Consider the following 393-nt stretch of genomic DNA (forward strand, 5'->3'; position numbering starts at 1 on the left):
TTGCCGCCGCAGGCACGGCATATGGCGAACACCAGAATTGGTCAGATGCCCGCAGTCGCAGCTTTGGCTTATTGTTCTCTATAGGTATAGGTGCAGGGAAAGAGCTCTACGATAGCCGCCAGGGCGGTACAGGCTGGAGCTGGAAAGACTTCGCCTGGGATGTGGCTGGCGCCATGGCCGGATACGGTGTTTATCAGGCAGTAAATTAAACTCAACACTTCTGTGAATTCACTGCTTAATCATGTAAACAACGGCACAATTTACGTGATAAGCCGAAACTGATGGGAATGAAAATCGCCATACAGACCTTCAAAGCCCGACATACCCTGGGTTTCCCCGCCCCCTTAAACGCAAAAAGCCCCCCGCTATCGCAGGAGGCCTCCGTTCGGGCGC

General features: G+C 53.4%; 1 pseudogene. It reads left to right on the forward strand.

Going from position 1 to position 393, the window contains the following annotated elements:
- Nucleotides 1-209: pseudogene (locus tag AD970_RS18445) on the forward strand (hypothetical protein); the annotation flags it as partial.
- Nucleotides 210-393: the final 184 nt, after the last annotated feature.

This window comes from Yersinia nurmii (assembly GCF_001112925.1).
Classification (GTDB): Bacteria; Pseudomonadota; Gammaproteobacteria; order Enterobacterales; family Enterobacteriaceae; genus Yersinia; species Yersinia nurmii.